This window comes from Lysobacter humi (ex Lee et al. 2017) (assembly GCF_054781815.1).
Map to the genome: position 1 here is coordinate 90,625 of NZ_BAAGTR010000009.1, position 26,091 is coordinate 116,715.

Below are 26,091 nucleotides of genomic sequence, written 5' to 3' on the forward strand. Positions count from 1 at the left end.
GATGCCGCGTCCGCCGTTCGCGCTGCTCGCGCTGCTGATCGTGCTGGCGGTGATGCTCGCCGGCCTGCAGCTGCGCCTGTGGGGCGGCGAAGGCGGACGCGAGGCCGTGGGCGTGCTGGAAAAGCGGGTCGCCGAGCTTACGCGCGAGAACGGCGGCCTGCAGCAGCGCAATGCCGCGCTCGCCGCCGAAGTGCAGGACCTCAAGTCCGGCGAGGCGGCGGTCGAGGAGCGCGCGCGCAGCGAGCTCGGCATGATCCGGCCGGGCGAGGTGTTCTACCGCGTCGTCGAGAACACGGGCCCTGCCGCGCCAGTCGCGGGAGACACCGCGCCGTGATCCCGGTCTGGGCCGTCGTGCCGGCGGCGGGCGTCGGCCGGCGGTTCGGCGGTGCGCGCCCGAAGCAGTACCTCGAAGCGGCGGGCGCGTCGCTGATCGCCCACGCGCTCGATGCCTTGCTCGCCCACCCACGAGTCGTCGGCGCGATGGTCGCCATTGCCGCTGACGACCGCGACTGGCCGGGCTGGGCGACCCGTGCAGGCAAGCCCGTGCACACCTGCGTCGGTGGCGCCGAACGAAGCGAGTCCGTGCTCGCCGCGCTCGATGCGCTGGCGGCGCGGGGGATCGTCGATGCGCTCGTGCTGGTGCACGACGCCGCCCGGCCGAATCTCGCCACCGACGACGTCGACCGCCTGATCGCCGCCGCGTGCGCGCACGGCGACGGCGCGATCCTCGCCGCGCCCGTGCGCGACACGCTCAAGCGCGCGGATCCCGACGGGCGGATCGCGACGACCGAGCCGCGCGACGGCCTCTGGCGCGCGCTGACGCCGCAGGCTTTCGATCGCGCGCGGCTCGCTGACGCACTGCGCGCCGCCCGCCGTGCCGGCGCGCAGCCGACCGACGAGGCGATGGCGATGGAGCGAACCGGCGCGCGGCCGCGCCTCGTCGAGGGCCGCGAGGACAATCTCAAGGTCACCACGCCGGCCGATCTGGCGCTGGTGGACATCCTGATCGCCCGCAGACAGGGGAACATGCCGCGATGAATCGACTCCACTCCATCGTTTTCGCCGCGGCCCTGCTGGCCGCGGGCGAAGCCTCCGCAGGCGAGGCCGGCGACCGGCTCGGCCGGTGCCTCGTCGATGCCGCGAAGCCTGCGGACCGCACCGCGTTGGTGCGCTGGATGGTGAGCGCGCTTGCGGTCCATCCGGACCTCGACGGGCTGGTCGTCATCGATACGGCGCAGCGCGACGCTGCCGAGCGCGCCGCCGCCACCACCTTCGAGCGGCTCGTCGCGGTCGACTGCGCACACGCCGCACGCGGCGCGATCGCGGTGGAGGGCGCCGACAGCTTCGGCGCGGCGTTCCAGACCCTGGGCGAGCTCGCGATGACCGAGGTCGTCGAGCAGCGCGACGTGCAGGCGGGCGTCGGAGGACTGCTGCGGCATGTCGACATGCTGAAGCTCGGCAAGGCCCTTGCGAGCCCATGAGCCTGCGCATCGGCCAGGGCTTCGACGTCCATGCGTTCGGCGACGGCGACCACGTGATGCTCGGCGGCGTGCGCATCCCGCATGAGCGCGGCGTGGTCGCGCACTCCGACGGCGATGTCGTGCTGCATGCATTGTGCGACGCGATCCTCGGCGCGCTCGCGCTCGGTGACATCGGCCGGCATTTCCCGCCCTCGGATGCACGCTGGCGCGACGCCGACAGCCGGGCGTTCGTGCGTCACTGCGCGGCGCTCGCCGCCCAGCGCGGCTATCGCGTCGTCAACGTCGATGCGACCGTGCTCGCCGAGCGTCCGAAAGTCGGCTCGCACGCGGAGGCGATGCGCGACCGCATCGCGCAGGACCTCGGTGTGACGCGCGATGCGGTGAGCATCAAGGCGACGACCACTGAACGGCTCGGCTTCACCGGTCGCGAGGAAGGCATCGCGGCGATGGCCGTCTGCCTGCTCGAGCGCGCATGAGCGGACTGCCGCGCGCGCACGGCGCACCGGTTCTTCGCGCACGCATGCGGGCAAGGATCGAGGACTTCATTGTCGAGGAGCTGCCGGGCTTCGAGCCCACGGGGCAGGGCGAGCACGTCCTGCTCGCCATCGAGAAGCGCGGCATGAACACCGCATTCGCGGCGCGGCGCATTGCCGAGTGGGCGGGCGTTGGCGAGGTGGCGATCGGCTATGCGGGGCTCAAGGACCGCCATGCGGTGACGCGCCAGTGGTTCACCGTGCACCTGCCCGGACGCGAGACGCCGGACGTCGCGGGCCTGGAGAGCAACGAGCTGCGCGTACTCTCACACACGCGCCATGCACGCAAGCTCCCGCGGGGCGCGCTGGCCGGGAACCGCTTCACGCTGGTGCTTCGCGATGTGGAGGCATCGGGCGACATCGACGCGCGCCTGCACGCGATCGCGGCGCGTGGCGTACCCAACTACTTCGGCGAGCAGCGCTTCGGCCGCGCGGGCGACAACGTCCAGCAGGCGCTCGCCATGTTCGCGGGCCGCCGCGTGCGGCGCGAGGAGCGCAGCCTGCTGCTTTCGGCGGCACGATCGGAGCTGTTCAACCGCGTGCTCGCCGAGCGCGTGCGTCTCGACCGGTGGGACGCGCCGCTCGACGGCGAGGTCTGGATGCTCGACGGCAGGCGCAGCATCTTCGGCCCCGAGCCGTTCGACGACGCGCTGGCGGCGCGGCTGGCCGCGTTCGATATCCATCCGACGGGTCCACTCTGGGGCCGCGGCGCGCTGCGCACGACCGGCGACTGCGCCGCAATCGAGACGGCAGCCCTGGAAGGCGAGGAAGCCCAGGCGCTGCGCGCCGGCCTCGAGCGCGCAGGCCTCGACCAGGAGCGCCGCGCACTGCGGCTGCGCCCCGCGGATCTGCGCTGGACGCAGGGCGCGGGAACGCTCGAGCTGGGCTTCGCGCTACCCGCGGGCTGCTACGCGACGACCGTGCTCGCCGAGCTCGGCGACGTCGTCGGCGCGGCCGGGAACTGACCGTCCGTCGCCGCGTCGCGGCGACCCCGCGCCCGCCGGCAGGGACGGGCGTATAACCGGATCGACGCCCGAAGTGGCGGGCGCCGTCTCCTCCAGGAGGTCGCCATGTCCCGTTCGATGATCATCGCCAGTGCACTCGCCGCGGGCCTGCTCGCAGGCTGCGCCACCACGTCCGAACCCCACACCGCACAGGTCCAGCCCGACGGGCCGGTGGATCCCGCGCAGGCCTACATGCAGCGTGTCCAGGCCATCGCGCAGCGACGCGGGATCGGCGTGATCTGGGTCAACCCGCCGACGAAGAAGACGCTCGCCACACAATAGCGGCGCGTTCGCCGGCGCCGGGGACGTGCGCCGGTGCGGCAAGGCATGCGCGCGGCAGGATCACGCGCGTCCGCTACCACGCATGCGTCAGCCGTCGTCCGCAGCGGTACCGCGGGCTGTCGCCGCACGGCGCGTGCGCCTGCCCGGTTTGCCCCTCCCGTCCCCGGTGGGCCGAGTCAACTGTTCGATGGTCGAAGCGGCGAAGGACGTAGCCCGTATCCCGTAACGCCTGCGGACCGGCGGCGGCCTCAGCGCTTCGCCAGCAGCACGACGACCGCGCCGGTGCCGCCCTGCGCGGGCGGCGCGGAGTGGAACGCGAGCACGTCGGCGCGGTGACGCAGCACGCGGTCGACGAGGTTCTTGAGCAGCGGCGCGCCGCTGGCATCCAGCTCGTCCGCGCCGCGCCCCTTGCCGTGCACGATGCGGACGCAGCCGACACCATGGCGTCGCGCGTCCGAGAGGAAGGCCTTGAGCAGCTGCTCGGCCTGGGCGACCGTTGCGCCGTGCAGGTCGAGCTCCTCCTGCGCCGACAGCTCGCCGCGCTTGAGCCGCGCGAACGTGGTCGCCGGCAGTGCGTCGGTGCGGTGGCTGATCACGTCGCCGGCGCCGAGCAGCGCCGCATCCATCGCGAGCCGGAACTCGCTGACCGCCGCCGCCTCGTCGCGCTCCGCCATCCGCGCACGTGGCTTGGGCTTGGGCGGCGCCGGACGCTCGGGCGCCGGCCCGGCCGGGCGCACGGGACCCACCGCCTGGCGGAACAGCTCGGCATCGTCGTCGCTCGGCGTCATCGCGGCAGCCTAGCCGGTCCGTGGTCGCGCGCGCACGACGGCGTCTTCATGACGCGAAAGCAGGCGCGGGGGCATCGGCTATCATGGCCGCCCGCCGACGCCGGCAGTGTCCTCTTCGCGGCGCGACATCCCCCATGCGAGTCCTAGTCAGCAACGACGACGGCGTCGACGCGCCCGGCATCCGCATCCTCGCGGACGGCCTGCGCGCCGCCGGCCACCACGTCATCACCGTCGCGCCCGATCGCGACCGCTCCGGCGCGAGCAATTCGCTCACGCTCGACATGCCGGTGCGCGTGGCGCAGGTCGACAACGCAACCTGGCGCGTCTCCGGGACCCCCACCGACTGCGTGCACGTCGCCCTGACCGGCCTGCTCGAGGAGCAGCCCGACATCGTCGTCTCGGGCATCAACAACGTCGGCAACCTCGGCGACGACGTGATCTATTCCGGCACCGTCGCCGCCGCCGTCGAGGGCCGGTTCCTCGGGTATCCCGCGGTCGCGGTCTCGCTCGCGACGGCCGATGGCGTGGGCCGGCATTACGAAACCGCGGCGCGCGCGGCGGTCGAGATCATCGCGCGGCTGCTCGTCGATCCGCTCCCGGCGGACACGATCCTCAACGTCAACGTGCCCGACGTGGCGTGGGACGCCGTCGCAGGCTTCGAAGTGGGCCGGCTCGGCAATCGGCATCGCGCCGAGTCGTGCGTGCAGCAGACGGACCCGCGCGGCCGGCAGTGGTACTGGATCGGCCCCGCGGGCGCCGAGCAGGACGCCGGCCCGGGCACCGATTTCCATGCGGTTCGCCGCGGCTGCATCTCGATCACCCCGATCCAGGTCGACCTGACGCGCTACCAGGCGCTCGAGCAGGTCGCGAGCTGGGTGGGCGGGCTCGCCAGCGCGCTCGAACTGCCGCGCGCGGGGAGCTGAGGATGGCGATGCAGCGTCGCCCCGATGCGGCCGGCACCGGGCTCACCTCGCAGCGCGTGCGCGACCGGCTGGTCGAGCGGCTGCGCGCGAACGGCATCCGCGACGAGCGCGTGCTCACCGCGATCGCGACCGTGCCGCGGCACCTGTTCGTCGACGAGGCGCTCGCCACGCGCGCCTACGAGGACACCGCGCTGCCGATCGGCCACGGGCAGACGATTTCGCAGCCGTGGGTGGTCGCGCGCATGACCGAGGCGCTGCTCGCCGCGAATCCGCGGAAGGTGCTGGAGATCGGCACCGGCTCGGGCTACCAGGCCGCGGTGCTCGCCGCGCTCGGGCTCGAGGTCCATACGGTCGAGCGCATCGGCGAGCTGCTGCGCACCGCGCGCAAGCGCTTCCGCACGCTCGGCATGACGGTCCGCAGCAAGCACGACGACGGCCGTATCGGCTGGGCGGAGAACGGCCCGTTCGACGCGATCCTGGTCACCGCCGCGGCGGCCTCGCTGGTGGACGCATTGAAGGCGCAGCTGGTTCCCGGCGGCGTGCTGATCGCGCCGGTCGGCCCGTCGAGCCAGCAGTCGCTGCTGCAGCTCACCCATCGTCCCGACGGCGGCTTCGACGAGGACGTGCTCGCGCCCGTCGTCTTCGTGCCGCTGCTGTCGGGCACCGTCGACTGAGGAATCGCGCTTGAAGCTGTTCGGACCGCTGTACGACCGCGCGATCGGCTGGGCGCGCCATCGCCACGCCACCCGCTACCTGGGGCTGCTGAGCTTCGTCGAAGCGATCGTCTTCCCGGTGCCCCCGGAGGTGATGCTCGCGCCGATGTGCGTGGCGCAGCCGCGGCGCGCATTCTGGTTCGCGACCGTGAGCCTGGTCGGCTCGTTGCTCGGCGCGCTCGTCGGCTACGCGCTCGGGCATTTCGCATACGAGGCGCTGAAGCCGATGTTCGCCGCGCTCGGCATGCTCGATGCGATCGAGAGCGGCATCGCGACGGTGCAGGCGAAGATGGAGGAATCGCCGTGGGCCGTGTTCTGGTTCCTCGTGCTCGGCGGCTTCATGCCGATCCCGATGAAGGTGTTCACCTGGGCCTCGGGCATCGTCGGCGTGCCGATGCTGCCGTACATGCTCAGCATGGCGGTCGGGCGCGGCAAGCGCGTCTACCTGCTCGCACTGGTCATCCGCCTCGGCGGCGAACGCGCGGCGGCCGCGCTGCGGCGCTACATTGAACCCCTCGGCTGGATCGCGATCGCCCTCGTGGCGGGGCTGGTCGCCTGGCTGGTGCTGAGGTCCTGATCCGGCGCATGACATCCCCGATGCCCCTTCGCCCCTCGATCGCGGTCGCCGCGGTGCTCGTGCTCGCTGGCTGCTCGAGCGCCGTGGTGCGCACCCCGTCGCCGTCGGCGTCGCGCGCGCCGGTCGTGCAGCCGGCGACCGGCAAGCCGGGTGCCACGGTCACCGTGCAGCGTGGCGACACGCTCTTCTCGATCGCGTCGCGCAACGGCATCGCCCTGCAGGACCTGGCACGGTGGAACGGCATCGCCGAGCCCTACACGATCTATCCCGGACAGCGGCTGCGGCTCTATCCCGGCCGCGGCGGCGTCGGCACGCCCTCGGCACCGCGTCGCGATGCGCGGTCGTCACGCCCGGCGGCGGGAACGGCGCGCCCGCCCGCGACCGGCACGGCGGCACCGCGCCCTGCGACGCCGGCGCCGGTGCCCCCGCCGCCCAGCAGCGGCTTCGCCTGGCGCTGGCCGGCCGATGGCGCCCTCGTCGGTCGGTTCATCGGTGGCGACCCCACGAAGCAGGGCATCGACATCGCCGGTGCGGCGGGTGCGTCCGTGCGTGCGGCGGCCGACGGCACGGTCGTGTATTCGGGCGCGGGGCTGGTGGGCTACGGGGAGCTGGTGATCATCAAGCACGCCGGCAACTGGCTGTCGGCCTACGGCCACAACCGCCGCCGGCTGGTCAACGAGGGTCAGCTGGTGAAGGCCGGTGACCAGATCGCCGAGATGGGCCGCAGCGGCGCGCCGCGCGACATGCTGCACTTCGAGATCCGCTACAACGGCCGGCCGATCGACCCGATGCTTTACCTGCCGCCGCGCTGAGGCCCGGCCTCAGCCGATGATGAAGCCGGCGACCACGCGCCGGCCTTCGCCGGCGAGCACATTGAAGGTCCGCGCGGCCGCGGCATTGTTCATGACCTCGAAGCCCACGCCCGCCTGCAGGCAGGCCGCCTGGGTGATCGCGGGCGCGAAGGCCTGGCGTTCGCCGCTGCCGAGCAGGATCACCTCGGGGCGCAGGTCGAGCAGCGGCCGCATCAGTTCCGGGGTGAGCAGTCCGACGGCCGCGGCGGGCCAGTCCTCGAGCAGGGCATCGGGTGCGAGAACGAAGCTGCTCGTCAAACGCTGATCGTTGACCAGCGCGGAGCGGCCGTCGGCGCCCCGCAATACATAGGCATGATCCGGCTGTTCGAGAGTCAGCTGCATCGATCGCTCCGCATGGGCCGATCTTCGGCCGGCGATCGCGCAGGCCGCGTGAGTATCAGGCGCGGGGCAGGACGATCTGCCGCTTGTCCTTGCTCGGGCGGTAGAGCACCGCGGTATGGCCGATGCGCTGCACGAGCGCCGCGCCCGTGCCCTCGACGAGCGCATCGATCAGCGCGGCGCGTGCCTCGCGGTCCTCGCCAGCGACCTTCACCTTGATTAGCTCGTGGTCTTCGAGCGCCTGGCCGATCTCCGCGACCACCGCCGGCGTCACGCCCTTGCCGCCGACCTGCAGCATCGCCTTGAGGCCATGCGCCTGGCCACGGAGGAAGCGGGTCTGGGCGGCGGTGAGGCTGAGCGTCGTCAAGCGATCGTTCCGGGAGCGGGGAGGGGCGCAGGGTATCATGCGGGCCTGCGCCTCCCCCGGCGCGGGGAGCCCCATGCCGACGCGCAGCAAGAGCAGCCATCGCTGGCTCAAGGAACACTTTTCCGACCCCTACGTGAAGAAGGCGAAGGCCGAAGGCCTGCGCTCGCGCGCCGCCTACAAGCTCGAGGAACTCGTCGAGCGCGATCGCCTTCTCAAGCCCGGCATGGTGGTGGTGGACCTCGGCGCGGCGCCGGGCGGATGGTCGCAGTGGGTGCGGCAGTCGCTCGGCGACAAGGGCCGCGTCATCGCGCTCGACATCCTCGAGATGCCACCGCTCGCCGGCGTCGAGTTCCTTCATGGCGATTTCAGGGAGGATGACGTCCTATCCGCACTTGAATCCGCACTGGCCGGTCAGCCCGTAGATCTTGTGCTGTCGGACATGGCCCCCAACATGAGTGGGGTGGACTCGGTCGACCTGCCCCGCTCGATGCACCTCGCGGAGCTGGCGATGGATTTCGCCGACCGCCACCTGCGGGTCGGCGGCGACTTCCTGATCAAGCTGTTCCAGGGCGTCGGGTTCGATGATTACGTGCGTGAGCTGCGCCGGCGGTACGACAAGGTCGTCATCCGCAAGCCGGCCGCCTCGCGCAAGCGGTCGCCGGAGGTCTATGCGCTCGCGCAGGGCCGCCGAGCGGCCATGAAGTAAGACGGGTCGTTGCCGTTAACGGGACGATGACGCAGTGAACCGGCCGCAAGGCCTATGGGTAGGAAGATGAACGATTTGGCCAAGAATCTGTTGCTGTGGGTGGTGGTCGCCGTCGTGCTGATGGTGGTCTTCCAGGCCTTCGGCCCGCGCAGCACGCCGCCGGAGACGCTGGCCTACAACCAGTTCATCGAGCAGGTGCAGAACGACCGGGTCAAGACCGTCGTGATCGATTCCGATCGCACCACGATCAACGGCACGCGCACCGACAATACCGAGTTCGTCACGCATGCACCGCAGGACGCGGGCCTGATGTACGACCTGCTCAAGCACGACGTGCTGGTGAAGCAGGAGCCGCCGCCGTCCGGGCCGTCGCTGCTCGGCATCCTGCTCAACGTGCTCCCCTGGCTGCTGTTCATCGGCATCTGGGTCTATTTCATGCGCCAGATGCAGCAGGGCGGCAGCAAGGGTGCGATGAGCTTCGGCAAGTCGCGCGCCAAGATGCAGGGCGAGAACGAGGTCAAGGTGACTCTCGCGGACGTGGCCGGCTGCGACGAGGCCAAGCAGGAGGTCGGCGAGCTCGTCGAGTTCCTGCGCGATCCGACGCGTTTCCAGAAGCTCGGCGGCAAGATTCCGCGCGGCGTGCTGATGGTCGGCCCGCCCGGTACGGGCAAGACGCTGCTTGCACGTGCCATCGCCGGCGAGGCGAAGGTGCCGTTCTTCTCGATCTCCGGCTCGGACTTCGTCGAGATGTTCGTGGGCGTCGGCGCGAGCCGCGTGCGCGACATGTTCGACCAGGCCAAGAAGCATGCGCCCTGCATCATCTTCATCGACGAGATCGACGCGGTCGGCCGCCATCGCGGCGCGGGCCTCGGTGGCGGCCATGACGAGCGCGAGCAGACCCTCAACCAGCTGCTGGTCGAGATGGACGGCTTCGAGGGCGGCGAGGGCGTCATCGTGATCGCCGCGACGAATCGCCCCGACGTGCTCGACCCGGCGCTCCTGCGCCCGGGCCGCTTCGACCGCCAGGTCACCGTCGGCCTGCCGGACGTGCGTGGCCGCGAGCAGATCCTCAAGGTGCATATGCGCAAGCTGCCGCTGGGCGACGACGTCGAGGCCATGACGATCGCGCGCGGCACGCCGGGCTTCTCGGGCGCGGACCTCGCGAACCTCTGCAACGAGGCCGCGTTGTTCGCCGCGCGCGACAACGCCAAGCAGGTCCACATGGAGCAGTTCGACAAGGCGCGCGACAAGATCCTGATGGGCGCCGAGCGCCGCTCGATGGCGATGAGCCTCGAGGAGAAGACCAATACGGCTTACCACGAAGCCGGCCATGCGATCGTCGGCCGCCTCGTGCCCGAGCATGATCCGGTCTACAAGGTCACGATCATCCCGCGCGGCCGCGCGTTGGGCGTGACCATGTACCTGCCGGAGGGCGACCGCTACAGCTACAACCGCACGATCATCGAGTCGCAGCTGTGCTCGCTGTACGGCGGCCGCGTCGCCGAGGAGCTGATCTTCGGGCCGGGGAAGGTCACCACCGGCGCATCGAACGACATCGAACGCGCGACCAAGATGGCCCGCAACATGGTCACCAAGTGGGGCCTGTCCGAACTCGGCCCGATCACGTTCGGCGAGGAAGAGGACGAGGTCTTCCTGGGCCGCTCCGTCACGCAGCACAAGAACGTGTCGGACGAGACGGCGCGCAAGATCGACGAGGTCGTGCGCGGCATCCTCGACAATGCCTACGCACGCTCGGTGAAGATCCTTACGGACAACGTCGACAAGCTGCACGCGATGGCGAAGGCGCTGCTCGAGTACGAGACCATCGACGCGACGCAGATCGACGCGATCATGGAAGGCCGCGAGCCGCCGCCGCCGAGCGGGTGGACCCGCGGGGGGCCGGCGACCGAGGAGCCCAAGCGCCTCACGCTTGGTGGCGTGCAGCCCAGCGGCACCTGATCGAGCGTTGCCAGCGAAACACGAAAAGGCCAGAGTCCGCTCTGGCCTTTTTCGTTGGCGGCGGCCACCAATCGCCCGGCATTTGCCGCGCGCCGATCGTGTCGTGGGGTCGCAAGCCTGCTTCGATCGATTGGCCCGCCATCGCAGCGTTGCTGTGTGTGCGCCCGCACGTGCACCGACGAGCGATGCGACTTGCAGGGCCGACGAACCCGCGTTGATCCCGATACCCCGAGGAGCGCCCACCGATGTTCGACCTCTCGCCGACGCTGGACTGTGCAGGGCACCGCCTCGTCCTCGACCGCCCGCAGGTGATGGGCATCGTCAACGTGACGCCCGATTCGTTTTCCGACGGCGGCCAGCATGCCGACGTCGGCGCCGCCGTGGCGCATGGACTGCGGCTGGTGGAGGAGGGCGCCGACCTGCTCGACGTCGGGGGCGAGTCCACCCGTCCGGGCGCCACGGCCGTCGACGCCGACGAGGAGCTGCGCCGCGTGCTCCCGGTGATCGAGCGGCTCGCCCGGGAGGCCGGCGTGCCGATCAGCATCGACACGTCGAAGCCCGAGGTGATGCGCGCGGCGGTCGCTGCAGGCGCCGGGATGATCAACGACGTCCGCGCGCTGCGCAGCGACGGCGCACTCGACGCCGCGGCCGCGCTCGGCGTGCCGGTCGTGCTGATGCACATGCTCGGCGAACCGCGCGGCATGCAGGCCGATCCGCGCTACGACGACGTCGTGGCCGAGGTGCACCGCTTCCTCGCCGAGCGCATCTTTGCCTGCGAGATGGCGGGCATCGACAAGAAGCGCATCGTGGTCGATCCGGGTTTCGGCTTCGGCAAGACGAGCGCGCACAACCTCGAGTTGCTCGCACGCCTGGACCGGTTCGTCGACCTCGGCGTTCCGGTGCTCGCCGGCCTGTCGCGCAAGCGCACGATCGGCGAGCTGACCGGGCGCGACGCGCCCCAGGCGCGCGCCGCGGGTTCGGTGGCGGCGCACCTGATCGCAGTGCAGCGCGGCGCCCGCATCGTGCGCGTGCACGACGTGGCGACGACGGTCGATGCGCTGCGCGTGTGGTCGGCCGTCGATGCCGTGGCGGCGCCACGCCGCGACTCCGCATCACCGGCGATCCGTTGGCCCGACGACGAGTGACGACTCAGTGCATCCCGTCGCGCCAGCGCTCCAGCGCAGGATGCACGATGCGGAACCACGCGGGCGGGCACAGCGCGAGCACGAACATCGCCGCGTAGCCGCCGGGCAGCTGCGGGCTGTCGGGATGGTGCAACAGCGACTGGTAGCGGCGGCGCGGCGTCTCGTGGTGGTCGGAATGGCGCTGCAGGTGGAACAGCAGCAGGTTCGACAGCGCGTAGTCGGAGTTCCACGAATGCACGTGCGTGCAACGCTCGTAGCGGCCGTCGGGCCCGCGCCGACGTTCCAGCCCGTAGTGCTCGACATAGTTGATGATCTCGAGCGAGGCCGCGGCGCCGAGGCCCTGCGCGAGGAAGAACGCGAGCCCCATCGCGCCTTCGAGGGCCGCCGCGCATGCGCCGAAGCCGAGCCAGAGCAGCGTCCAGCCGATCATCTCGTTCGCGGGCGACGCCACGGGCCGGCCGGCGCGACGCAGGCGCGCGGCCTCCAGTCGCCAGGCATTGCGCGTGTTGCGCCACAGCGCACGCGGCAGGAAGCGCCAGAGCGACTCGCCGTATCGCGCGCTGGAGGCGTCCTCGGGCGTGGCGACATGCACGTGGTGCCCCCGCACATGCTCGATCTTGAAGCCGTGGTAGCCGACGCTCGCAAGGAGGACGCCGCCGCCGACGCGCTCGAGGCGCGTGTCGCGATGGATCAGCTCGTGCGCCGTATTGATCGCGAGCACGCCGCTGACGACGCCCTGCGACAGCACCCAGCCCGCGATGCCCCCGGGGCCGAACTCCGCATTCGCGACGAATCGCGTCGACCACGCGAGCAGTGCGAGCTGCACCGGCACCGCGAGCAGCGTGGGGATGCGGAACCAGCGGTCGTCGTCGAGGCGGCCCGCAGGCGCCGGATTGACCGGATCGTGGCCGAGGGCGTAGTCGACGACCGGCAGGAGCACGAACAGGAAGACGAGCGGGAACCAGGCCGCGAGGTCCGGCCGGCCCGAGGCGGCGCCCAGCCACGCGGCCGCCGGCATGAGCGCCGGCACCACGAAGACGAGGAGGAAGCCGAGGCGTTTCCAGAGCGGCATCACGCGACTCTAGCCTGCCGGCCCGGTGGCAGCCGGGCCGGCCGTCGCTTACCCACACCGCCTGTGGATAAGCCGCGGGAGCGGGTTCTGGATAAGCGGACGACAGGTGCGTCGCGGCGGGCATGTGCGCCGCATTGGCGAAAAAGTCGCCACCGCGGGCGCGTCGCATTGGGCCGCCGCTTGCCGCACACTCCGCGCACCGCCGCTCGCCCCGAGGCTCGCATGACGTCATGGCTCCGTCGCAAGGACATCGACCAGATCACCGTGCATGAGGAGGGTCGCCGCCTCGCCCGCACGCTCGGCTGGCCGCATCTCGTCGCCCTCGGCATCGGTGCGATCGTCGGCACCGGCATCTACACGCTGATCGGCGTCGGCGCGGGCCTCGCCGGGCCGGCGGTGCTGCTGTCCTTCCTCGTGGCCGGCATCGTCTGCGCCTGCGCGGCGCTCGCGTATGCGGAGATGTCGACGATGATGCCGGCGGCCGGCAGCGCCTACACCTACAGCTATGCGGTGCTCGGCGAGGGCATCGCCTGGGTGGTGGGCTGGAGCCTGATTCTCGAGTACTCGCTGGTGGTGAGCGCGGTCGCGGTGGGCTGGTCGGGGTCGGCGGTCGAGTTCCTGCAGGGCCTGGGCGTGGCGCTGCCGCAGGCACTCGTGGCAGGACCGCATGCCGGTGGCATCGTCAACCTGCCCGCGGTGCTGATCGTGTTCGCGGTCGCCGGCCTGCTGATGGTCGGCACCCGCGAGAGCGCGACGCTCAACGCCGCGCTCGTGGCGGTGAAGGTCGTCGCGTTGGCGGTGTTCGTCGCGATCGCGCTGCCGAGCTTCGACTCGGCGAACCTGCAGCCGTTCATGCCGCACGGCTTCGCGAAGTCGATGGGGCCGGACGGCGTGGAGCGCGGCGTGATGGCGGCCGCTGCGATCATCTTCTTCGCGTTCTACGGCTTCGACGCGATCTCGACGGCGGCCGAGGAGGCCAAGAACCCCGGGCGCGACCTATCGATCGGCATCATCGGCTCGATGGTCGGCTGCACGCTGATCTACGTGCTCGTGGCCCTCGCGGCAGTGGGCGCGCTCACGTACACCGCCTTCGCCTCGAGCCCGGCGCCGCTCGCGCTGATCATGCGCGAGCTCGGCCACGGCGGCGCCGCGGGGATCGTCTCCGGTGCGGCGGTGGTCGCGCTGCCGACCGTGCTGCTGGCGTTCTTCTACGGCCAAAGCCGCATCTTCTTCGTGATGTCGCGCGACGGCCTGTTGCCGCGCGGTCTGTCGAAGGTGAGCGCGCGTGGCACGCCGGTCGCGATCACGCTCTTCACCGCGGTGCTGGTCGCCGCGCTCGCCGGCGTGGCGCGCCTGGACGAGATCGCCGCGCTCGCGAACGCGGGCACGCTCGCCGCCTTCGTCGCCGTCGCCGCCTGCCTGCTCGTACTGCGCCGCCGCGATCCGGCACGACCGCGCGTGTTCCGCACGCCGGCCGCGTGGATCGTCGGGCCGATCGCGATCGTCGGTTGCCTCTACCTGTTCTGGAGCCTGCCGCAGCGCACGCAGCTGTGGTTCCTCGCCTGGAACGCGGTCGGCATCGTCGTCTACCTCGCCTACGGTCGCCGCGGCAGCGTGCTCGCTCGCCGCAGCGCCTGAGCCCGCATCGCCGATGACCGCATCGGCGCATCGCGATCGCCCGCCGGCGATCGCCCTGATGGGGCCGACGGCGTCGGGCAAGACCGCGCTCGCCGTCGAGTGGGCGCAGCATTTCGGCGGCGAGGTGGTGAGCGTCGATTCCGCGCTGGTCTACCGCGGGCTCGACATCGGCGCGGCGAAGCCGTCGATGGACGAGCGCGCCGGCGTGCCGCACCACATGGTCGACGTGCGCGAGCCGTGGGAACCGTATTCCGCCGCCGAGTTCGCGCAGGACGCGCGCGCCGCCGTCGAGGCGATCCTCGCGCGCGGCCGGCTGCCGATCCTCGCCGGCGGCACCGGGCTCTACTTCCAGGCGCTGCTCCAAGGGCTCGCGCCGATGCCGCAAGCCGACCCCGACACGCGTGCGGCGATCGAGGGCGAGGCCGCCGAGCGCGGCTGGGCGGCGCTGCATGCCGACCTCGCACGTGTCGACCCCGACGCCGCGCGGCGCATCCACGCGACGGACGCCCAGCGGATCCAGCGTGCGCTGGAGGTCTGGCGCCTGACGGGGCGTGCGATCAGTGACTGGCAGCGCGAGCGGCTGCGCGATCCGTTTCCCTGTCGCGTCCTGAAGCTGGTCGTCGCGCCCGCGGACCGCGCGGTGCTCCACGAGCGCATCGGGCGACGCTTCGACGCGATGCTAAAGGCGGGCTTCCTCGACGAAGTGCGCCGGCTGCGCGCAAATCCCACGCTCGCATCCCATCCGCGCCCGCTCGACCTGCCCGCCCTGCGCGCCGTCGGCTATCGCCAGGCCTGGGAGCACCTTGACGGCGCGTGCGATGCCCCCACGTTCCGCGAGCGCGGCATCCAGGCCACGCGGCAGCTCGCCAAGCGACAGATCACCTGGCTGCGTGGGCAGCTCGATGCGCTGTGGGCGGATCCGGCGCGCGAGCGGACACGCCTCGACAGCCTCGCCAGGGGCTTCCTCCCGTCGCGCCACTAGGGCCGTTCCGGGACGCGCATCCACACCATCCCCACGGGAAATCAGTCACTTTGCGCTACCATCGGGCGGTCGCTGCCGTGGGGACGACCGCGGCGACACGGTCCGCGCCCTGCGCCCGGCCGCCCATATAACGAGAAGAAAGGTGGGATAGAGATGTCGAAGGGGCAATCCTTGCAGGACCCGTTCCTGAACGCTTTGCGGCGCGAGCGCGTGCCGGTTTCGGTCTACTTGGTGAACGGCATCAAGCTCCAGGGGACCATCGAATCCTTCGACCAGTTCGTCGTGCTGCTGCGCAATACCGTGAGCCAGATGGTCTACAAGCACGCGATCTCCACGGTGGTGCCGGCGCGCAACGTGCGCGTGGGCCCGGGTGGCGGCTACGTGCAGCCGAGCGATGGCGAGCCCGGCGCGGAGCCCGCGCCCGAATGACGATCCTGCGGCCGGAGGTGCGGCGTGTTTGAGCGTTCGCGCAAGGGCGAACACGCGCTGCTGATCCAGCCGCATGCCGGCCCGCTCGACGAGTCGGTGCTGGAGGAATTCGCCGAGCTCGCCCGCTCGGCCGGCGCGACGGTGGCCACCGTGCTCACCGCGCGCATCGATCGCCCCAATGCGGCCACGCTCATCGGCAGCGGCAAGCTCGAGGAAGTGCTTGCCGCCGCGGAGGCGAGCGGCGCGGACCTGATCCTCGTCAACCATCCGCTCAGCCCCGGCCAGGAGCGCAACCTCGAGCGCGCGCTCAAGCGCCGCGTGGTCGACCGCACCGGGCTGATCCTCGATATCTTCGCGCAGCGCGCGCGCAGCCACGACGGCAAGCTGCAGGTCGAGCTCGCGCAGCTCCGGCACATGGCCACGCGCCTGGTGCGGGGCTGGACACATCTCGAGCGCCAGCGCGGCGGTGCGATCGGCCTGCGCGGCCCCGGCGAGACCCAGCTCGAGACCGACCGCCGCCTGCTGCAGAAGCGCCTCGAACAGCTCTCCGCCAAGCTCGACAAGGTCGAGGTGCAGCGCACGCAGATGCGCCGAGCCCGCGTGCGCAGCGGCATGCCGCGCGTCGCGCTGGTCGGTTATACGAACGCGGGCAAGTCGACGCTGTTCAACGCGCTCAGTGGCGCCGATGCCTACGCCGCCGACCAGCTATTCGCCACGCTCGATCCGACCGTTCGCCGCATCGAGCTGCCGGGCGGCGGCGTGGTGCTCGCCGACACGGTCGGCTTTGTCCGTGACCTGCCGCATGAGCTCGTCGCGGCCTTCCGCTCCACGCTATCCGAAGCGCGCGAGGCCGATCTGCTCCTGCATGTCGTCGACGCCGCCGATCCGTTGCGCAGCGAGCGGATCGCGCAGGTCGACGCCGTGCTGAAGGAAATCGGTGCGGCGGACATCCGCCAGCTGCTCGTCTACAACAAGATCGACCGGCTCGAGGACACCGCCGCACGCTACGACCGTTTCGTCGAGGAGCGCCCGCGCGTCTGGCTGTCGGCACGCGACGGCGCAGGGCTCGACCTTCTGCGCGATGCGCTGGGCGAGCTGCTGGGGCTGGAACGCGTGACGGGGCGCATCCACCTGCCCACGGAGGCGGCGCGCCTGCGCGGGCGGCTCTACGAGATCGGCGCGGTCCGTGCCGAGCGCGGCGACGAAGCCGGCTGGGAGCTGGACCTCGATCTCCCGCAGGCGGAGGCGCGACGCCTGGCCGATTCGGCCGGCGGGCACCTGCTCGCCCCGCTGATTCCGGAACCGCCGCAGGATCCGGGTCTTGCTTGAGGCCGCTGGACCCCCCACCTAGAATCGGAAATCCCTGCGCGCCGGCCCTTCGAGCCGCCCCGGCGATGGTCCGCCCACCCGGCGGCCGCCGGTGACGGCGGTCCGGCGCGTCCCCCTCAGGAGCAGGCATGGCCTGGAACACCCCCGGCAGTGACAACGGCGACCGCGGTCGCACCCCCAGGCGACGCGGCTTCGGCCCGCAGGACGTCTTCGACCGCCTGCGGGGCCTCGTCGACGGCAGCGGTGGGCCGGCGCGCTGGATTCCGATCGTCATCGGCCTGTGGCTCGTCTTCAGCTCGTTCGTGCTGGTCGCCGAACAGGAGCGCGCGGTGGTGCTGCGCCTCGGTGCCTATGCGCGCACGCTGAACCCGGGTCCGCACCTGAAGGCGCCGTGGCCGATCGAGAAGGTCGAGAAGGTCAACGCGACCCGCATCGAGACGTTCACCGACAACGTGCCGGTGCTGACCGCCGACGAGAACATCGTGCAGGTCGAGATCAACGTGCAGTACCGGATCTCCGACCCCGTGCTCTACCGCTTCGGCACGCGCGACGCCGTCGCCGTGCTCGAGCAGGCCTCGCTGTCCGCGGTGCGCGAACTGGTCGGCCGCTCCAAGCTCGACAACGTGCTCGGTTCGCGCAATGCGATCGCCGTGGCCGCGCGCGATCGCCTGCAGCGCTCGCTCGATGCCTACCGCACCGGGCTCGCGGTGACCGAGCTCAACCTGCCGAACGCGCGCCCGCCGGAAGCCGTCAAGCCGGCGTTCGACGACGTCAACAGCGCGCAGCAGGACAAGGACCGGGTGATCAGCGAGGCCCGCGCGTATGCGGCGAAGATCGTGCCCGAGGCGCGCGGCGCCGCGGCGGGCATCCGCGCGACCGCTGAAGGCTACAAGACCGCGAAGGTCGCGAGTGCGACCGGCGATGCGCAGCGGTTCACGCTGCTGGTCGAGCAATACAAGAACGCACCGGACGTCACCCGCAAGCGCCTGTGGCTCGAGACCGTGCAGGACGTGCTCGCGCAGAACCGCACGATCGTCGGCGGCGACTCGCGCCAGCTGATCTACGTCCCGATGGCCCCGCAGGCCGGCGCCGCGCAGGCCGCGCCGTCGGGTGCGGGCGCCCCCCTGATCACGCCCGAGATGCTGCCGTCGGTCACCGCGACCGAGGCTGAGTCGCGGGGACGTACGCCGCGCCAGCCGCGCGGCGAGGAGACCGGCCGATGAAAATGCCGATGTGGATCGTCACCGCGGTGATCGTGCTGGTGGCGCTGATGAGTTCCGTCTTCATCGTGCGCGAGGGCCACAGCGCGATCGTGCTGAACCTCGGGCGCGTGGTGCGCACCGACCTCGGGCCGGGCCTGCACTTCAAGGTGCCGCTGGTGGAGAGCGCGCGCGTCTTCGATCGCCGCCTGCTGGTGCTGCCGGCCGAGTCCGAGCGCTACCTCACCTCCGAGCGCAAGGACGTCAGCGTCGACTTCTTCGCGATCGGCCGCATCGAGGACCTGCGTGCCTTCTACCGCGCCACCGGCGGCGACGAGAAGGTCGCGATCGAGCGTCTGGCGCCGATCATCAAGGACGCGCTGCGCAACGAGATCAACAGCCGCACGCTGTCGGAAGTGGTCTCCGGTGACCGCACGCGGATCGTCGGCCAGCAGCTCGCGATCATCAATCGCGGCGCTTCGACGCTCGGCGTGCGCATCGCGGACCTGCGTATCAAGAAGATCGACCTCCCGACCGACAGCCGCGTGATCGACGACGTCTACAGCCGCATGCGCGCGCAGCGCCAGCAGGTGGCGAGCCAGTTGCGTGCGGAAGGCGAGGAGCAGGCGCAGCTCATCAAGGCGAATGCCGACCGCGACCGCTCGGTGATCGTGGCCGAGGCCGAGCGCGATGCGCAGCGCATGCGCGGCGAAGGCGATGCCGAGGCCACGCGCCTGTACGCCGACGCGGCGCAGCGTGATCCGTCGTTCTTCGCGTTCCAGCGCTCGCTCGATGCCTACCGCAAGGCGTTCGAGGGCGGTAGGACCGTCATCGTGCTCGACCGCGACGATCCGTTCCTGCAGTACATGAAGTCCGATCGTTGATGCTCGAGCCGCTGCTGTCGGCGATCTGCCTGGTGGCGGTACTCGAGGGTCTGTTCCTCTTCATCGCGCCCGACGGCTGGAAGCGCGCGGCGGAGCGGCTCTACGCGATCCCGAGCCGGCAATTGCGGCTCTTCGGCGCGGTGATCGTGGGCGCCGGGCTGGTGGCGCTGTGGATCGTGCGCCGGCTTGTCTGAGGGCCCCGCCGCCGGCGGTGGCCCCCGCGGTGCAAAACCCGGATAATGCACAAAAGCCGGACGGGGACTTCCCCGCCGGCTTTTTCCTTGTCCGGGGCCGCAAGGCGTCGGCGACACTTCAGCGGTCGGGCGGCAGGTCGCCGTCGGCGCGACAGGAGCGAGCGAGATGGGTCAGTCAGTCGTGGTGTTGGGCGCGCAGTGGGGCGACGAGGGCAAGGGCAAGATCGTCGACCTGCTGACCGAGGAGATCGGCGCGGTCGTGCGTTTCCAGGGCGGCCACAATGCGGGCCACACGCTCGTCATCGGCGGCAAGAAGACGGTGCTCCACCTGATCCCGTCGGGCATCCTGCGTCCCGACGCGCTGTGCCTGATCGGCAACGGCGTGGTGCTGCACCCGGGTGCGCTGCAGAAGGAAATCGCGGAGCTCGAGGGCAACGGGGTGGAAGTGCGCTCGCGCCTGAAGATCTCGCCAGCGACGCCGCTCATCATGCCGTACCACATCGCGCTCGATCAGGCGCGCGAGAAGGCCGCGGGCGGCAAGGCGATCGGCACCACGGGCCGCGGCATCGGGCCTGCGTACGAGGACAAGGTCGCGCGTCGTGGCATCCGCGTGGCGGACCTTCATTACCCGACCGAGCTCGCCGAGAAGCTGCGCAGCGCGCTCGACTACCACAACTTCGTGCTGACGAAGTACCTGGGCGTCGAGGGCGTGGACTTCCAGACGACGCTCGACGACGCGCTCGCGTTCGGCGAGTACGTCGAGCCGATGAAGGCCGACGTGGCCGGCATCCTCCATGACCTGCGCAAGCAGGGCAAGCGCGTGATGTTCGAAGGCGCGCAGGGCTCGCTCCTCGACATCGACCACGGCACGTATCCGTACGTCACCTCGTCGAACACGACGGTGGGCGGCGCCATGGCCGGCACGGGCGTCGGCGCGGACGCGATCGACTACGTGCTCGGCATCGCGAAGGCCTACGCCACGCGCGTGGGCGGCGGACCGTTCCCTACCGAGCTCGACGACGAAGTGGGACAGGGCATCCGCGACCGCGGCCAGGAATACGGTGCGACCACCGGCCGCCCGCGCCGCTGCGGCTGGATGGACATCGTGGCGCTCAAGCGTGCGGTCGCGATCAACGGCATCACCGGCCTGTGCATCACCAAGCTCGACATCCTCGACGGGATGGAGAAGCTCAAGATCGCGATCGCCTACGAATACCGCGGCAAGCGCACCGAGTACGCGCCGCTGGACGCCGCCGGCTGGGAGGAATGCACGCCGGTGTACCTCGAGTTCCCGGGTTGGCAGGAGAGCACCGCCGGCATCACCGAGTGGGAGAAGCTGCCGGCGGCGGCACGCGCCTACCTGCGCGCACTCGAGGAACTGGCCGGCTGCCCGCTCGCGATCGTGTCGACCGGCCCGGATCGCGACGCGACCATCGTGCTGGAGGATCCGTTCGCCTGAGTGGCACCGCGAGCCCACGAAAAAGCCCCGCATCGCGGGGCTTTTTCTCTGGTGGGCCCGTTGCAGGGCCGGGTGGGCCGCGCGATGCGGCGGTCCGTCAGAAGCCGATGTTGACGCCGACGCCCGCGCCCCAGTCGGGACTGCCATCACCCATGCCCTTGCTCGCGAAGACCTGCACGTCGCTCTTCTTGCCGACCGGCCGCGAGTAGAAGCCCGTGGCCTCGCGGCGTGCCCCGGTGGTGCGCGTCACCGCCTCGCGCCAGTCGACCTGCATGCCAACGCGACCGCGGCCCGCTGCGACGCTCGCACCCGCGTTCGCATTCGTCGCGGCGTCGACATCGATGTAGCGCGAGCGCCCGAACCGGGTGTAGCCCACGCCGCCGTAGAGCGTTGCGGTGCCGACGTTGCGGTAGACGTCGACCGCGGCGCCATAGTCGTTCGCGCCGGTGCCGAGGCCCTTGTCCTCGTCGGCCGTCGCGATCTTGGCGTTACCGGTGAAGCCGATTCCCGCGCTCTTGCCGGCCACGAGGTAGGTCGCGCCGAGTCGTGCATCACCGACACCCGATGCGGTGCCGCGTTGCGGAGGCGCGGGCTGCGCGCCGGGCTGCGCTCCGCCGAGCGCGGGATCGACGATCGGCAGGCCGGTGCGGCCGCGACCCTGTGGATTGCCGTTGGGGACGGTGCCGAGGCCGGGGACCACGTTGGAATCGCCCTCGACGCGCAGCCAGGGCACGCTCGCACGCACCGTCCAGCGACCGCGCGTGGCACTGGCCGAAAGGGGAATGGAATCGACACGGGTCTTCGATGCGGTGCCGTAGCGGCCGCTCGACGTCTCGACGCCGATGCCGACGCGTGCGCCGTCGGCGGCCTGCGCGGCGCCGATGGAGGCGATCAGGGGTAGGAGCAGGAGGGGGCGCATGGGGGCTCGTCGTGCGGTGGGGGAGGGCTCGCCCCGAAGGCGACGTGCTGGGCCCCGGTGTTCCCGGGGCCCGGTGTCGTACGAGGCAACCAGACGTTCGGCGCCGACGGCGATCAGCGACGCGAGCCGCGTGCGCCGGCGTCGCCATTGGCCGACGCGTCCGCCGAGGCGCCGCGGCGCGAGGCCCGCGCGTCGGCGCGGCCGCTGCCGTTCGCCGCGGCATTGGCCGAGCCGCCGCCGCTGCGCGCATCGCCGTCGGCCGATCCGCTCGCCTCCCCGCCGGCATTCAGCGAGCCGTCGCCGCGGCCGCGCAGCAGGTCGGAATCGGCCGACAGCGCGGCGTCCGCGGCGCCCTGCGCCGAACCCTGCGCGTTCGCCGCCGCGTTGCGTGCGGTGGAGCGAGCCGCGGAAGCCGTGCCCGTCGCGGTCGCGCGGGCATTGGCGGTCACGCCGGTGGCGACATCGAGGCCGCGCTGGCCCGCGTCGGCGGCACGCTCGCGGGCGTTGTCGAGGCCGCGGGTGACGCCCGACGCATCGAGCGAACCGTTTGCCGCGCCGTTGCCCTGACCGCGGCCGCCGAGCGCCACGCCATCACGCGTCACGTCGACGCTGCCTTCGCCGGACGCGCTGCCGTTGGCTGCGGCGCTCGCCGAGCCCGCGGTGCGGCCCGCGGTGTCGATCGCACCGTTGGCGGCCTGCTCCGCACGGGCACGGGTGCGCTCGGCCCGCTCGGCCGCGCGCTGCCGGACGGATTCGATGCGGCCGGCGGCGTCGAGCGTGCCGGACGCCTGGCCGCGCACGGCACCACCGAGGTCGCCACCCACGCGGCCGACGGTCGAATTCACGCTGCCGCCGAGCCCGCCGGTCAGGCCGCCGCCGATGGAGCCGCCGCCGCCGAGCAGCTGCGCCTGCGCGGGCAGGGCGACGGCTACGGCGGTGGCGAGGATCGAGGCGAGAAGAGTCGTCTTGCGCATGTCGTGTCTCCGGTTCCGCGGACCATCCGCGGTGTCTGGAGTGCTCTACGAACGTCGCATGGCGCTTCTTCCCGGCCTTCGGGATCGAGTCGGGATCCGTTCAGAAAGCCGTCGCGATGAGGCCTTCGCCGTAGCGCGCATCGCGGCCCGGTGCGCCGAGGTCTCGTGCCTGCGCGGCGAGCTCGCGTTGCACGTCGCGCGCCCGCACGGGCGAGGGCTCGCGCAGGCGCGCGGCGATCGCCCGTGCGACGACCGGCGCGGCGAACGACGTGCCGCGCTGGCGAGGGCCGACGACGCCGGGCGCACTGAAGTCCACCTGCGGCCCGCTCGCCGCCTCCGGCAGCACGCGCAGCTTCGCGTCGACGCCGCTCACGCCGACCACGCCGGGATACGCCGCGGGATAGAGCGGCGGCGCGGCGGGTCCGTCGTTGCCGACCGCCGCGACGATCACATGTCCGCGCTCGACCATCGCCTGCACCGCGCGCGCGAGCACCGGATTGTGGGGGCCGACCAGGCTCACGTTGACGACCGCGACGCGCTCGCGCGCCATCCAGCCCAGCGCCTCGACGAGGCCGAGCGTGGCGCGGCCGACGCGCTCGCCGCACCACAGGTCGGCGGCAAACAGCGTGCCGCGTGCCTGGGCGCCGAGGCGCGCGGCCACGGACGTGCCATGCGGCTGCGGGACCGCGCGACCGTCGCAGCCGAAGCGCTCGACGCGCATGCCGGGCACGCTGCGCGCGTCGACGCCACCGTCGACGAGGCCGATGCGCAGCTCGACCGCGGACTGCGGTGCGGCCGGCTGTGCGGACGGCGTTCCGGCGGGCAGGAAGACGTGCTGGTAGGCGAACTCGACGGCCGGCGCGGCCTGCTGCAGCGCGCGCATCGCCCGGCCCGGGTCGCGACGACGCGTGTCGCGCAGTACGTGGAGGTCGATGCCGAGCGCGGCGCCCTCGTCGGCCGCCCGCAGCACGTCGAAACCCGCCGCGCGGATCGCATCGAGCGCAGCGTCGTCCGCGCCTGTCGCGAGGAACTCGCCGCGAAGGACCGGCTCGCCGAGCGGATCGAGCGCGATGCGCAGCGGCTCGCGACGCAGCAGCTCGCGCACTTGCGCGTGGCGCAGGCTGTCGAGGGGGGCACGGATCAGCGGCGCGTTCGCAGCGCCCTCGACCACGCCCGCGACCGGCCGTGCGAGGTCCGGCAGCGACGGCAGCCCCGGCACGCCGAGCACCTGCGCCGATGCCGCGCCGGCGACGGTAGCGACGGCGAGGAAGGCGGTGAGCAGCACGCGGAGACGGTGCATGGGCAGGGTCCGGAGCGAAGCGGCCCGGATGCTAGCATCGGCCCGCCCCACGCCCGCTGACCGCAATTCGCGCGCGATGGAAGAAATCGGCCCTCCCGCACGTAGAGCCATCGAACGCGTGAACCGGACCGTCGATATCCAGCAGGGCCTGATCGAGCTGCTCCCGCGCCTGCGCCGCCTGGCGCGGGTGCTGACCGGCAATGCCTTCGATGCCGACGACCTGGTGCAGGTCGCGCTGGAGCGTGCGCTCGCGCGTGCGGACCAGTACCGGCCCGACGCACGCCTCGACGCCTGGGTGTTCGGCATCGTCCGCAATGCCTGGACCGACGAGCTGCGCGCTCGCACGCGGCGCGCAGCGGTGTTCGCGCCGGAGGAGGCGGGCGAGTCGGTCGGCGAGCTGGCGGTGGAGCGCCAGTCGGATGCGATGTCGGTCGCCAGCGCGATGGCGCGGCTGCCGGAGGAGCAGCGCGAAGTGGTGGCCCTCGTGCTGGTGGAGGGCCTGTCGTACCGCGAGACCGCCGACGTGCTCGGCGTCCCGGTCGGCACCGTCACCAGCCGGCTCGCGCGTGCGCGCGCCGCCCTGCAGAACCATCTCGGCGAGGCACCATGAACATCCGCGACGAAGACATCCAGGCCTACGTGGACGGCGAGCTCGCCGGCGCAGACGCCGCGCGCATCGAGGCGGCCGTCGCGGCCGACGTGCTGGTGGCCGCGCGCGTGGAGCGTGAGCGCCGCCTGCGCGCGCAGGTGCGGGGCGCGTTCGACGGCGTGCTCGCCGAGCCCGTGCCGCAGCGGCTGGTGGACGCACTGCGCGCGCCGACGGCATCCAACACGGCGGACGTGGTCGAACTGCGCACGCGGCGCGAGGCGAAGGCGCCGTCGCGCTGGCGCGTGCCGGCGTTCGCGATCGCGGCATCGGTGGCGGTGCTCGCGGCCGCGGCGTGGCTCCGCACGGGCACGGGGCCCGTCTCGATGGACACCGCCGGACTCGTCGCACGCGGCCCGCTCGCGCAGGCGCTCGAGCGCGGGCTCGCGAGCGAGCCGCTCGCAGGGACGGCGATCGGGCTCACGTTCCGAGACGCGGACGGGCGCATCTGTCGCACGTTCGCCGAGCCGCGCATGAGCGGGCTCGCCTGCCGCGAGAACGATGCCTGGCGCCTCGAGGTCGTCGCGCGACGCGGCCAGGCGGAGGGCGAAGTGCGACAGGCCTCCACGGCGCTCGCGCCGGAAGTGCAGGCGGCGGTCGACGCGCGGCTCGACGGCGACGTCTTCGACGCCGCGCAGGAGCGTTCATCGCGGGATGCGGGCTGGCGCTGACGGCCCCCAGGTCAGCGTAGTCCTTCGTTCGCGGATCGGCGGCGGACCATCGCGTCGGAAAATGACAGGTCGCGCGCAGCGGCGTTCGCTGCGTCCGGCGCGGCCGCCACTTCAGTGCGTTGCGAACACCCGCATCCGGCCGCGCGCATCGACGAGGGCCACGGAGAACGGCTGCGCCGCCATGCCCGGCACTTCCATGCCCGGCGAGCCGATCGGCATGCCCGGCGTGGCGATGCCGCGGCCCTCGGGGCGCTCGGCGAGCAGCCGGTCGACGTCGGCGACGGGCACGTGGCCCTCGACGAAATAGCCGGCGACCTCGGCGGTGTGGCACGAGCGCGCGGCGGCGGGCACGCCGAGCCGCTGCTTGATCGCCTGCATGTCGTCCGACACGCGCACGTCGACGGTGTAGCCCGCCTTGCGCAGGTGGTCGACCCACTTCAGGCAGCAGCCGCAGCCGGCGTCGCGGTGGACGATGACCGCGGGGCGCGCGCCACGGCTGTCGCCCGCCGTCGCGCGGGCTTCGTCCGGGCTCGATGCCTTCACGCCGGGCCCGGCGGCGACGGCGGCCGTGGGCGCGACGGCCAGCAGGCCCGTGAGCAGGAGCGGTGCGGTCAGGATGGGGTTCATGGCGACGGTTCGCGAGAGAGGCCGCAAGCCTAGTCCGCGTACCGGACGCGCGAAAGGCCCGGACGCTGCCCAGCGCCCGGGCCGCTCAGATCGCGTACGG

General features: G+C 72.0%; 30 protein-coding genes and 2 pseudogenes. 24 read left to right on the plus strand and 8 right to left on the minus strand.

Annotation, left to right across the window (positions count from 1 at the left end; genetic code table 11):
• The first annotated feature begins 1 nt into the window (after position 1).
• From ftsB to ACYVJJ_RS07260, 6 genes are all read left to right on the plus strand, one after another.
• Complete coding sequence (gene ftsB / locus ACYVJJ_RS07235; protein WP_460832335.1) at positions 2-334, plus strand: cell division protein FtsB; 333 nt, start codon at positions 2-4, stop codon at positions 332-334.
• Positions 331-1,038, plus strand: a complete 708-nt coding sequence (gene ispD / locus ACYVJJ_RS07240) for a 2-C-methyl-D-erythritol 4-phosphate cytidylyltransferase (RefSeq protein ID WP_460832337.1) — start codon at positions 331-333, stop codon at positions 1,036-1,038. Before ftsB ends, ispD begins: the two co-directional genes overlap by 4 nt.
• Positions 1,035-1,481: a hypothetical protein gene (locus tag ACYVJJ_RS07245; protein ID WP_460832338.1), complete on the plus strand. Its 447-nt coding sequence runs from the start codon at positions 1,035-1,037 to the stop codon at positions 1,479-1,481. The genes ispD and ACYVJJ_RS07245 overlap by 4 nt, the downstream gene beginning before the upstream one ends.
• The gene (ispF, locus tag ACYVJJ_RS07250) at positions 1,478-1,957 is read left to right on the plus strand and encodes a 2-C-methyl-D-erythritol 2,4-cyclodiphosphate synthase (RefSeq protein ID WP_460832340.1); all 480 of its coding nucleotides are present in this window, start codon (positions 1,478-1,480) and stop codon (positions 1,955-1,957) included. The genes ACYVJJ_RS07245 and ispF overlap by 4 nt, the downstream gene beginning before the upstream one ends.
• Entirely contained in the window at positions 1,954-2,979 is a 1,026-nt protein-coding gene (gene truD, locus ACYVJJ_RS07255) for a tRNA pseudouridine(13) synthase TruD (RefSeq protein ID WP_460832341.1), read from the plus strand. Before ispF ends, truD begins: the two co-directional genes overlap by 4 nt.
• 105 nt (positions 2,980-3,084) lie before the next feature.
• A complete protein-coding gene (locus ACYVJJ_RS07260) occupies positions 3,085-3,300 on the plus strand; it encodes a hypothetical protein (protein ID WP_460832342.1) in 216 nt (71 codons plus the stop codon).
• Between the two features lie 248 nt (positions 3,301-3,548).
• On the opposite strand, the gene ACYVJJ_RS07265 is transcribed toward ACYVJJ_RS07260, so the two are convergent.
• Complete coding sequence (locus ACYVJJ_RS07265; RefSeq protein ID WP_460832344.1) at positions 3,549-4,088, minus strand: Smr/MutS family protein; 540 nt, start codon at positions 4,086-4,088, stop codon at positions 3,549-3,551.
• A 134-nt stretch (positions 4,089-4,222) separates the two neighbouring features.
• On the opposite strand from ACYVJJ_RS07265, the gene surE reads away from it, so the two are divergent.
• From surE to ACYVJJ_RS07290, 5 genes and pseudogenes are all read left to right on the plus strand, one after another.
• Positions 4,223-5,011 (plus strand): 5'/3'-nucleotidase SurE, encoded by a 789-nt coding sequence (surE, locus tag ACYVJJ_RS07270; protein WP_460832345.1) that lies wholly within the window; start codon positions 4,223-4,225, stop codon positions 5,009-5,011.
• A gap of 2 nt (positions 5,012-5,013) precedes the next feature.
• On the plus strand, positions 5,014-5,685 hold the full coding sequence (locus ACYVJJ_RS07275) for a protein-L-isoaspartate(D-aspartate) O-methyltransferase (protein WP_460832346.1): 672 nt from the start codon (positions 5,014-5,016) through the stop codon (positions 5,683-5,685).
• Between the two features lie 10 nt (positions 5,686-5,695).
• Positions 5,696-5,951 (plus strand): annotated as a pseudogene (locus tag ACYVJJ_RS07280) (YqaA family protein); the annotation flags it as partial.
• Between the two features lie 68 nt (positions 5,952-6,019).
• Positions 6,020-6,301, plus strand: a pseudogene (locus ACYVJJ_RS07285) (YqaA family protein); the annotation flags it as partial.
• A 20-nt stretch (positions 6,302-6,321) separates the two neighbouring features.
• Positions 6,322-7,113: a peptidoglycan DD-metalloendopeptidase family protein gene (locus tag ACYVJJ_RS07290; protein WP_460832348.1), complete on the plus strand. Its 792-nt coding sequence runs from the start codon at positions 6,322-6,324 to the stop codon at positions 7,111-7,113.
• Positions 7,114-7,122: 9 nt separating this feature from the next.
• On the opposite strand, the gene ACYVJJ_RS07295 is transcribed toward ACYVJJ_RS07290, so the two are convergent.
• Both ACYVJJ_RS07295 and yhbY read right to left on the minus strand, forming a co-directional pair.
• Complete coding sequence (locus ACYVJJ_RS07295; protein ID WP_460832350.1) at positions 7,123-7,494, minus strand: Mth938-like domain-containing protein; 372 nt, start codon at positions 7,492-7,494, stop codon at positions 7,123-7,125.
• Between the two features lie 55 nt (positions 7,495-7,549).
• Entirely contained in the window at positions 7,550-7,858 is a 309-nt protein-coding gene (yhbY, locus tag ACYVJJ_RS07300; protein WP_460832351.1) for a ribosome assembly RNA-binding protein YhbY, read from the minus strand.
• Positions 7,859-7,931: 73 nt separating this feature from the next.
• Here yhbY and rlmE point away from each other — a divergent pair, with 73 nt between their 5' ends.
• From rlmE to folP, 3 genes are all read left to right on the plus strand, one after another.
• Complete coding sequence (gene rlmE / locus ACYVJJ_RS07305) at positions 7,932-8,564, plus strand: 23S rRNA (uridine(2552)-2'-O)-methyltransferase RlmE (protein ID WP_460832353.1); 633 nt, start codon at positions 7,932-7,934, stop codon at positions 8,562-8,564.
• A 66-nt stretch (positions 8,565-8,630) separates the two neighbouring features.
• Positions 8,631-10,523, plus strand: a complete 1,893-nt coding sequence (gene ftsH / locus ACYVJJ_RS07310) for an ATP-dependent zinc metalloprotease FtsH (RefSeq protein ID WP_460832354.1) — start codon at positions 8,631-8,633, stop codon at positions 10,521-10,523.
• Positions 10,524-10,768: 245 nt separating this feature from the next.
• Entirely contained in the window at positions 10,769-11,668 is a 900-nt protein-coding gene (gene folP, locus ACYVJJ_RS07315) for a dihydropteroate synthase (protein ID WP_460832356.1), read from the plus strand.
• Between the two features lie 4 nt (positions 11,669-11,672).
• Here the strand turns inward: folP and ACYVJJ_RS07320 are convergent, their stop codons facing one another.
• A complete protein-coding gene (locus tag ACYVJJ_RS07320) occupies positions 11,673-12,740 on the minus strand; it encodes an alkane 1-monooxygenase (protein ID WP_460832357.1) in 1,068 nt (355 codons plus the stop codon).
• Between the two features lie 222 nt (positions 12,741-12,962).
• On the opposite strand from ACYVJJ_RS07320, the gene ACYVJJ_RS07325 reads away from it, so the two are divergent.
• The 8 genes from ACYVJJ_RS07325 (at position 12,963) to ACYVJJ_RS07360 (ending at position 20,854) form a co-directional block, all read left to right on the plus strand.
• The gene (locus tag ACYVJJ_RS07325) at positions 12,963-14,378 is read left to right on the plus strand and encodes an amino acid permease (RefSeq protein ID WP_460832359.1); all 1,416 of its coding nucleotides are present in this window, start codon (positions 12,963-12,965) and stop codon (positions 14,376-14,378) included.
• Between the two features lie 13 nt (positions 14,379-14,391).
• Positions 14,392-15,360 (plus strand): tRNA (adenosine(37)-N6)-dimethylallyltransferase MiaA, encoded by a 969-nt coding sequence (gene miaA, locus ACYVJJ_RS07330; protein WP_460832360.1) that lies wholly within the window; start codon positions 14,392-14,394, stop codon positions 15,358-15,360.
• Positions 15,361-15,513: 153 nt separating this feature from the next.
• The gene (gene hfq, locus ACYVJJ_RS07335; protein WP_460832362.1) at positions 15,514-15,789 is read left to right on the plus strand and encodes an RNA chaperone Hfq; all 276 of its coding nucleotides are present in this window, start codon (positions 15,514-15,516) and stop codon (positions 15,787-15,789) included.
• A gap of 24 nt (positions 15,790-15,813) precedes the next feature.
• Positions 15,814-17,118 carry a ribosome rescue GTPase HflX gene (gene hflX, locus ACYVJJ_RS07340; RefSeq protein WP_460832364.1) on the plus strand — a complete coding sequence of 435 codons (1,305 nt, stop codon included), beginning with the start codon at positions 15,814-15,816 and terminating at the stop codon, positions 17,116-17,118.
• Between the two features lie 128 nt (positions 17,119-17,246).
• The gene (gene hflK / locus ACYVJJ_RS07345) at positions 17,247-18,341 is read left to right on the plus strand and encodes an FtsH protease activity modulator HflK (protein ID WP_460832366.1); all 1,095 of its coding nucleotides are present in this window, start codon (positions 17,247-17,249) and stop codon (positions 18,339-18,341) included.
• On the plus strand, positions 18,338-19,201 hold the full coding sequence (gene hflC, locus ACYVJJ_RS07350) for a protease modulator HflC (protein ID WP_460832367.1): 864 nt from the start codon (positions 18,338-18,340) through the stop codon (positions 19,199-19,201). Before hflK ends, hflC begins: the two co-directional genes overlap by 4 nt.
• A complete protein-coding gene (locus ACYVJJ_RS07355) occupies positions 19,201-19,395 on the plus strand; it encodes a DUF2065 domain-containing protein (RefSeq protein WP_460832368.1) in 195 nt (64 codons plus the stop codon). Before hflC ends, ACYVJJ_RS07355 begins: the two co-directional genes overlap by 1 nt.
• Positions 19,396-19,561: 166 nt before the next feature.
• The gene (locus ACYVJJ_RS07360) at positions 19,562-20,854 is read left to right on the plus strand and encodes an adenylosuccinate synthase (protein WP_460832370.1); all 1,293 of its coding nucleotides are present in this window, start codon (positions 19,562-19,564) and stop codon (positions 20,852-20,854) included.
• 97 nt (positions 20,855-20,951) lie between these two features.
• Here ACYVJJ_RS07360 and ACYVJJ_RS07365 read toward each other — a convergent pair whose 3' ends face one another.
• From ACYVJJ_RS07365 to ACYVJJ_RS07375, 3 genes are all read right to left on the minus strand, one after another.
• On the minus strand, positions 20,952-21,773 hold the full coding sequence (locus ACYVJJ_RS07365; protein ID WP_460832371.1) for a transporter: 822 nt from the start codon (positions 21,771-21,773) through the stop codon (positions 20,952-20,954).
• Between the two features lie 113 nt (positions 21,774-21,886).
• Positions 21,887-22,747, minus strand: a complete 861-nt coding sequence (locus ACYVJJ_RS07370; RefSeq protein ID WP_460832372.1) for a hypothetical protein — start codon at positions 22,745-22,747, stop codon at positions 21,887-21,889.
• 100 nt (positions 22,748-22,847) lie between these two features.
• On the minus strand, positions 22,848-24,047 hold the full coding sequence (locus ACYVJJ_RS07375) for a S8 family serine peptidase (protein ID WP_460832373.1): 1,200 nt from the start codon (positions 24,045-24,047) through the stop codon (positions 22,848-22,850).
• Positions 24,048-24,165: 118 nt separating this feature from the next.
• Here ACYVJJ_RS07375 and ACYVJJ_RS07380 point away from each other — a divergent pair, with 118 nt between their 5' ends.
• Positions 24,166-24,657, plus strand: coding sequence for an RNA polymerase sigma factor (locus ACYVJJ_RS07380; protein WP_460832374.1), 492 nt, complete (start codon positions 24,166-24,168; stop codon positions 24,655-24,657).
• On the plus strand, positions 24,654-25,364 hold the full coding sequence (locus ACYVJJ_RS07385) for an anti-sigma factor family protein (protein WP_460832376.1): 711 nt from the start codon (positions 24,654-24,656) through the stop codon (positions 25,362-25,364). Before ACYVJJ_RS07380 ends, ACYVJJ_RS07385 begins: the two co-directional genes overlap by 4 nt.
• 111 nt (positions 25,365-25,475) lie before the next feature.
• On the opposite strand, the gene ACYVJJ_RS07390 is transcribed toward ACYVJJ_RS07385, so the two are convergent.
• Positions 25,476-25,991, minus strand: a complete 516-nt coding sequence (locus ACYVJJ_RS07390) for a DUF411 domain-containing protein (RefSeq protein WP_460832378.1) — start codon at positions 25,989-25,991, stop codon at positions 25,476-25,478.
• Positions 25,992-26,091 lie beyond the last annotated feature (100 nt).